We start from the raw sequence: 5,235 nt of genomic DNA, 5'->3' as shown, positions 1-5,235 counted from the left end.
CAGCTTCTGTGTGTGCAGCACTAGCCCAACCTGCACTCCAATTGGGTTTTGCAGCAAGTGTTTCAGTCCAGTGATACTCAATCATGCCGCCATATCCGCCACGATGGATATCGCGCACTGCCCCAACAACTGCAGTGTCTGCGTTAGCAATACCAGTGGTTGCAAAGAATACAGCAGCAGCGATGGTTGAGTTGATGCGCATGTGCGAGCTCACTTTCGTTAAACGGTGCCTTCATTAAAAGAAAAGAGCGAGCCGAAGCCCGCTCTTTCCCAAGCAAGTAATCCGTGAGGATTAGAATGCCATTGTGAAGCCGAGGTCAGCTTTGGTGACGCCCTCACCACCAGCGGTGGTTGCGCCGTCAACCGACACGCCGCCTGCGAAGGACAAGCCGCCACCGAGCGCGGTCGAGAAGCCAACGCCATAGTTGGCATCTTGATTATCGGCATTTGTGTCCGACATTGCAGCGATATAGGTCGTTGCGCCAACGGTATAACCAACGGACAGACCATATGCTTTCAAGTCAGTTGCCGCTGTCGCGCCAGACTGGTCAGCGTACAAGCCGTTTAAAGAGTAGGCGCCGGAAGAATAACCAGCGGTCAACTCGACAACGTCAGAGCCGTCTTCGTCGTTGATAGATGCGATGCCCCAAGACACGTCACCAGCAGTGCCGGATACGCTTACGGCGAAGTCTTCGGTATCTGAGCCGTAAGATACACCGAACGCCAGACCGCCTGCGCTGAATGCAACGTTAACATCGTAGTTGCCAATATCGCCAGCTTCAGCCAGATCGTCAGCGCCTGTGCCTTGATAACCAGGGTTTGCAATTGCGTCTTTAGTTTGACCGCCAACATCACCCATAGTGATTGTGATACCCTGGTAAGTGATGAATACTTCGCTGTCGCCATCACCCAAGCTTGTGTTTTGGGACTGATCAGTTTCTGCAGACTCGAGATCCATCGAAGCGCCAAAGGCGATGCCGTTGTCGGATTCGCCAGACGCTTTGATTGTGAAATCAAGCTCAGTGTCAAAAACTGTGTCGTTGGCGTTATTGTTAGCAGCACCGTCTTCGGTGTACTGCAAGCCCATGGCAGCAGCGCCAGTCAAAGTGATGTCTGCAGATGCAACGCCTGCGGTTGCAATCAAAGCAGTAGTAGCGAAGAGCCCTTAGCAATGGTGCTGATCATCGTAGTCGATGATGCTATGTCACTAATATCATGGTATTTTCTGGTCGCGGCTTGAGCGTAGAGATAGTAAATTTATGCGTATGACATGGAGTAGATCAAATGTTCACCGCATTCAAAACCAGACAGAAGCAACAGCAGAACAATCATCGAAGCCAACAGTCAATCACGCTAAATTGTTTCTTCGATGAGCACTATTTTCCTCATGCAAAAGCAACCAAGCGTAATACCAAAGACACTTGGAGCGCATACAACACGCACCTTCGTGATCAGTTCGGGCGATATAGGCTTGATGAACTTAGCAATCCCTTGTTCGACATATGGGTGCGTGAACAGATTGTAGCAGGCTACCAGCGCAGCACCATCAACAAGCACATATTCCTCGTCAACCGCATGCTCAATTTAGCACGTCACTGGGGCTACATTGATCGTAGCAAAGACCTCAGCAACATACAGAGGCTTGTGCTGGGTGATTACAAGCAACGCTTTCTCAGCGAAGCAGAAATTGCACTCATACTCAAACACGCACAGCGCACCACGCATCCTCATATCTACAACGTCATCAGGCTGCTTCTACTTACGGGGGCACGCAAGGGCGAAGCACGGCTGGCGCGGTGGTGTGATATAGACAAGAACAAGCGTGTGTGGACTGTGCCGCGCAGCAAGTCGGGACGTAGCCGCCGCATTATATTAAACACTGCCGCTATGGCGGTGTTGGATGATTGCAGAGAGAATGCTGAACGGCTTGGATTGGGAGCTGATGGATCGGCATATGTGTTCACCAACCCGCGCACATATACAGCTTATCACAGCTATTATGCAGCATGGCACCTAATACGAGAGGCAGCGGGACTGCCAGATGTGCGCATACATGATCTTCGCCATACGTATGCCAGTCTGCTTATCAATAAAGGCGTTAGCCTCTATGAAGTTCAAACGCTGTTGGGGCACAGTAGCGCACAGATGACGCAACGATATGCGCATCTACAGCCAAATTTACTGCATCAAAGAGCAGAGATTGTAGGGGGCATTGTTGGAGGAGCCTGAGTGGATTGCCCAATCGTGCAGCATATGACTAAAGTGCATGGTTTTTTGACGCTTGTCGAGCGCCTTGTTTTCTTAAAAAATTTGTGCGCCAATGTTAAATGCATACTTTTTATACGCTTGTGGGGCAGTGCCAGTGAAAAACTCAGAAGTATCAAAGGATGATCACAGTAAGCGTATCAAAAAGCTACAGGAAATCCGTGAGAAACTGATAGCAGGCGAAGAAGTAGCCAATCGTCAATTACGGACGTGGCTGGGTGAATACTTCGACGACGTGGCGCAGGAATGGGCATGTGAGCAAGATATGCGTCTGAAGCCTCAAGATAAGCCTGACGCCATACGCGAATATGAGAGGCGGCTGAAGAAAGCCGATTTTCAGCGCGCAAAAGCAGAAAGTGCTTCTAGTCGAGGAAAAGCATACGCGGGCAAGTTTTACAACAAAGCTGATGTCGCCTATGAGCGTGCACTTGAGCATCTGCAAGAGCAGGTAAGCTTGGACCCAGCACTGGAATTATGGCTGGATCGCACACCCGATAATGGACCCACAACTTCTGGAACTAGCATTGATTTCCATGGCATGCCGCGTGTGAGAACGTCGCGCAGCATGGAAAATCAATCACAGGCATCTGTCACAGGATACGTGCGCACAAAGCGTGATATCAAAATCGAAGTGGTTGATCGCGCACTCGAAGCACTTACTGCTGAACCAACGGATAGCCCTGATGCAGAACAACAAGCAAAGTTGCAAGACATGCTCAGAGCCCTGAAGAGCCGGTGAGGCAGGAGATCATCGCCCGCCCCACCCAAACCGTGTTTACGTGCTGGATTTGCGCCGTGCCTCTTCTGCAGCCCAAGTTGCATCGTCACTGTCCTCAATAACAGCCTTGTATGCTTCTACAGCTTTACGCACAGCATCTAAGTCGTCGTTCACATACGTGGAGCAGCCTTCCACGATCTTGTTCCCATAGCGCACAGAAATCTTACGCTTGCCGCTGACAGCCTGCGGTGCCCACCAATACTTAGTGCTTGTGCCATTGAGTTCAGTTGTTGCTTTATACTTTTTCAGCTCGGTGAGCATACGATCAGCTTGCACGAGCATCTTAGCCCTAGGACTACTTGGCGCAGTAGTTGCTGGAACAATACCGTGTTTTTTGAGGAGTTCGTCAAGTGTAGGCATGATTGATCCCTATGCTGTGTTGAATTCACAGAGACAATCTTGGTGTAGTTCGTAAAATTTATGTGACGTGGCGCACTTTTACTGTGTCAGTGCCTGTCGCGCTTTTTGCAGCCTGATCTGCTTTTTCTGCTGTTTGATGCGCTCTTGTTGTTGTCGCAGTGCTTTGAGCCTTGCATCCAGTGCATCCACTCGCTCGGTCAACTGTCTTTGATTTGATTGCTTCAATGTATGCTGTGTCCTTGCCACTTGCTTTGCGCTGCCTTGCGAAGTTCATCTTCACAGAGCCGCTGCAGAGCTTGCAAATTACGCCCTGTGTGCACGGAATAGGGTCTATCGCTGGCTAAGAACGCATCAGCGTAAAATCCCAGCTTATTAGCGCACACAGCAAGCGCATCAGCGCTGGGTTGCAAGCCCCTAAACCGCAAAGTGCGCATATAACCTTCACCCTTGCACAGCCAGCGCTCACAAAAGTCTTGTTCGTTTTCAGCTAAACCCTCAGCAATGACGAGGTTGCAAATGTTTTCGATGATCAGTTTTTCAGTCATAGCATCTCCTTAATGTTATTTATCAACACTAAGTAGACGTATGTTTGCTCCTCCTGTGAGGAGCAGTGTCATGCTGTTGCGATGATCGCAGGCTCACATCGAACAGCACTCACAGGATTATTGAATTTTTATTGTTAGACGATCATTGCAAGGAGCAGAATAGATCACGCCCCGTAGGGCGTAGATCTGTCATTGCACGTCGCTTTGAACAGGCTGTAGTCACCTAACCCTTAATGTTCAGGGAAGAGCAGGTTTTGCTATCATCTCTATTACAGGCTCATCACACACATGCTTGGGACCGATACAGCGCAGCTACCCCAAGCAACGACGGTTACCAATTGGCGTGTCCTCCGTCTCACTTGTCCTAGAGCTTATCTCTAAACTCCAACCGTTACGACAATGGAAACCCTGTCTCGCAGGATTTATGGCATCCACCAGCCGCCCAGTGGGTAGTCCATCGAAGTTAGAGAACTGGCACTCTTGCTTACCGTCACACAGCAGAACGGGTTTCACAGCGTAATTACATTCGGCACGCCAACCTTAATCCAGTTTCGCATCCGCATAGGTGCGCATGTATGTTTATTTATCAACGACTGCGTTAGTGATCAGAAAAGTAATAGAATAAGTATTGTCTTAGATTATCAGCTAACCGCTTGATCTCATTGAACACATAGTGACCTCTGATTTCGGTCGTCCTGCCAATATCTCATCTCGTAAACTCAAATCACACAGAACATGAGATTATTGGGTGCAACATGCGACAAGCAAAGATCGTCACAGAAGCAGAACTAAAACGAGTGATGGCGTATTTGAGCACACGCCGCCATGCCTTGCGGGATCAAACAATCTTCGCTGTCAGCTTCAATGCGGGACTGCGAGCCATGGAGATCGCAGCTCTCAAAATAGAGGATGTTTATACGCCAGCAGGCACAGTGCGCGAGATCATTCAGTTGCACACAACCAAAGGCGGGCAACCACGTCGTGTATTTGTCAACAAACGCCTCAGTGCCGCACTCCGTCGATACTATCCAACTGTAAGCGTCAAAAAACCCTGCACTGCACTGTTTCCCAGTCAAAAGGGTGGGCACTTCTCAGGCAATACCGTCGCACAGCTGTTTTTGGAGGTATACGCGGCTTGCAGAATTGATGGTGCAAGCAGTCACAGTGGCAGACGCACCATGATCACACGTCTCGCAGATAAGGGCATTAGTGTGCATGTGCTGGCTGCTATCGCAGGACATCGCAACATAGCCACCACACAACGCTATCTAACCGTGAACGATGCGC

At 49.7% G+C, this 5,235-nt stretch carries 7 protein-coding genes; 3 read left to right on the top strand and 4 right to left on the bottom strand.

What is annotated here, in order from left to right; genetic code table 11:
- Both AAC620_RS12285 and AAC620_RS12280 read right to left on the bottom strand, forming a co-directional pair.
- Window positions 1–202: hypothetical protein (locus tag AAC620_RS12285; RefSeq protein ID WP_340245391.1), on the bottom strand; the 202-nt coding region annotated here is incomplete at its 3' end.
- A gap of 90 nt (window positions 203–292) precedes the next feature.
- Entirely contained in the window at window positions 293–1,144 is an 852-nt protein-coding gene (locus AAC620_RS12280) for a porin (RefSeq protein ID WP_340245389.1), read from the bottom strand.
- A 140-nt stretch (window positions 1,145–1,284) separates the two neighbouring features.
- Between AAC620_RS12280 and AAC620_RS12275 the strand changes: the two genes are divergently transcribed.
- A complete protein-coding gene (locus tag AAC620_RS12275; RefSeq protein ID WP_340245387.1) occupies window positions 1,285–2,229 on the top strand; it encodes a tyrosine-type recombinase/integrase in 945 nt (314 codons plus the stop codon).
- A gap of 91 nt (window positions 2,230–2,320) precedes the next feature.
- Entirely contained in the window at window positions 2,321–3,004 is a 684-nt protein-coding gene (locus AAC620_RS12270; RefSeq protein WP_340245385.1) for a hypothetical protein, read from the top strand.
- A gap of 36 nt (window positions 3,005–3,040) precedes the next feature.
- On the opposite strand, the gene AAC620_RS12265 is transcribed toward AAC620_RS12270, so the two are convergent.
- Together AAC620_RS12265 and AAC620_RS12260 are read right to left on the bottom strand one after the other, a co-directional pair.
- Window positions 3,041–3,403, bottom strand: a complete 363-nt coding sequence (locus AAC620_RS12265; protein ID WP_340245383.1) for a hypothetical protein — start codon at window positions 3,401–3,403, stop codon at window positions 3,041–3,043.
- A 221-nt stretch (window positions 3,404–3,624) separates the two neighbouring features.
- Entirely contained in the window at window positions 3,625–3,948 is a 324-nt protein-coding gene (locus tag AAC620_RS12260) for a DUF6626 family protein (protein ID WP_340245381.1), read from the bottom strand.
- Window positions 3,949–4,703: 755 nt separating this feature from the next.
- Here AAC620_RS12260 and AAC620_RS12255 point away from each other — a divergent pair.
- A partial coding sequence (locus tag AAC620_RS12255; RefSeq protein WP_340245378.1) for a tyrosine-type recombinase/integrase occupies window positions 4,704–5,235 on the top strand: 532 nt, incomplete at its 3' end.

Origin of the sequence: Roseobacter sp. HKCCA2468 (assembly GCF_037805105.1) — a bacterium.
In the GTDB taxonomy this organism is placed as follows: Bacteria; Pseudomonadota; Alphaproteobacteria; order Rhodobacterales; family Rhodobacteraceae; genus M30B80.
This window is presented reverse-complemented; position numbering and strand designations above follow the sequence as displayed.

Excerpts from the sequence above, each read along its gene's own strand:
- AAC620_RS12260 (WP_340245381.1), bottom strand. The coding sequence starts at position 3,948 with ATGACTGAAAAACTGATCATCGAAAACATTTGCAACCTCGTCATTGCT.
- AAC620_RS12275 (WP_340245387.1), top strand. The coding sequence starts at position 1,285 with ATGTTCACCGCATTCAAAACCAGACAGAAGCAACAGCAGAACAATCAT.
- AAC620_RS12270 (WP_340245385.1), top strand. The coding sequence starts at position 2,321 with ATGTTAAATGCATACTTTTTATACGCTTGTGGGGCAGTGCCAGTGAAA.
- AAC620_RS12265 (WP_340245383.1), bottom strand. The coding sequence starts at position 3,403 with ATGCCTACACTTGACGAACTCCTCAAAAAACACGGTATTGTTCCAGCA.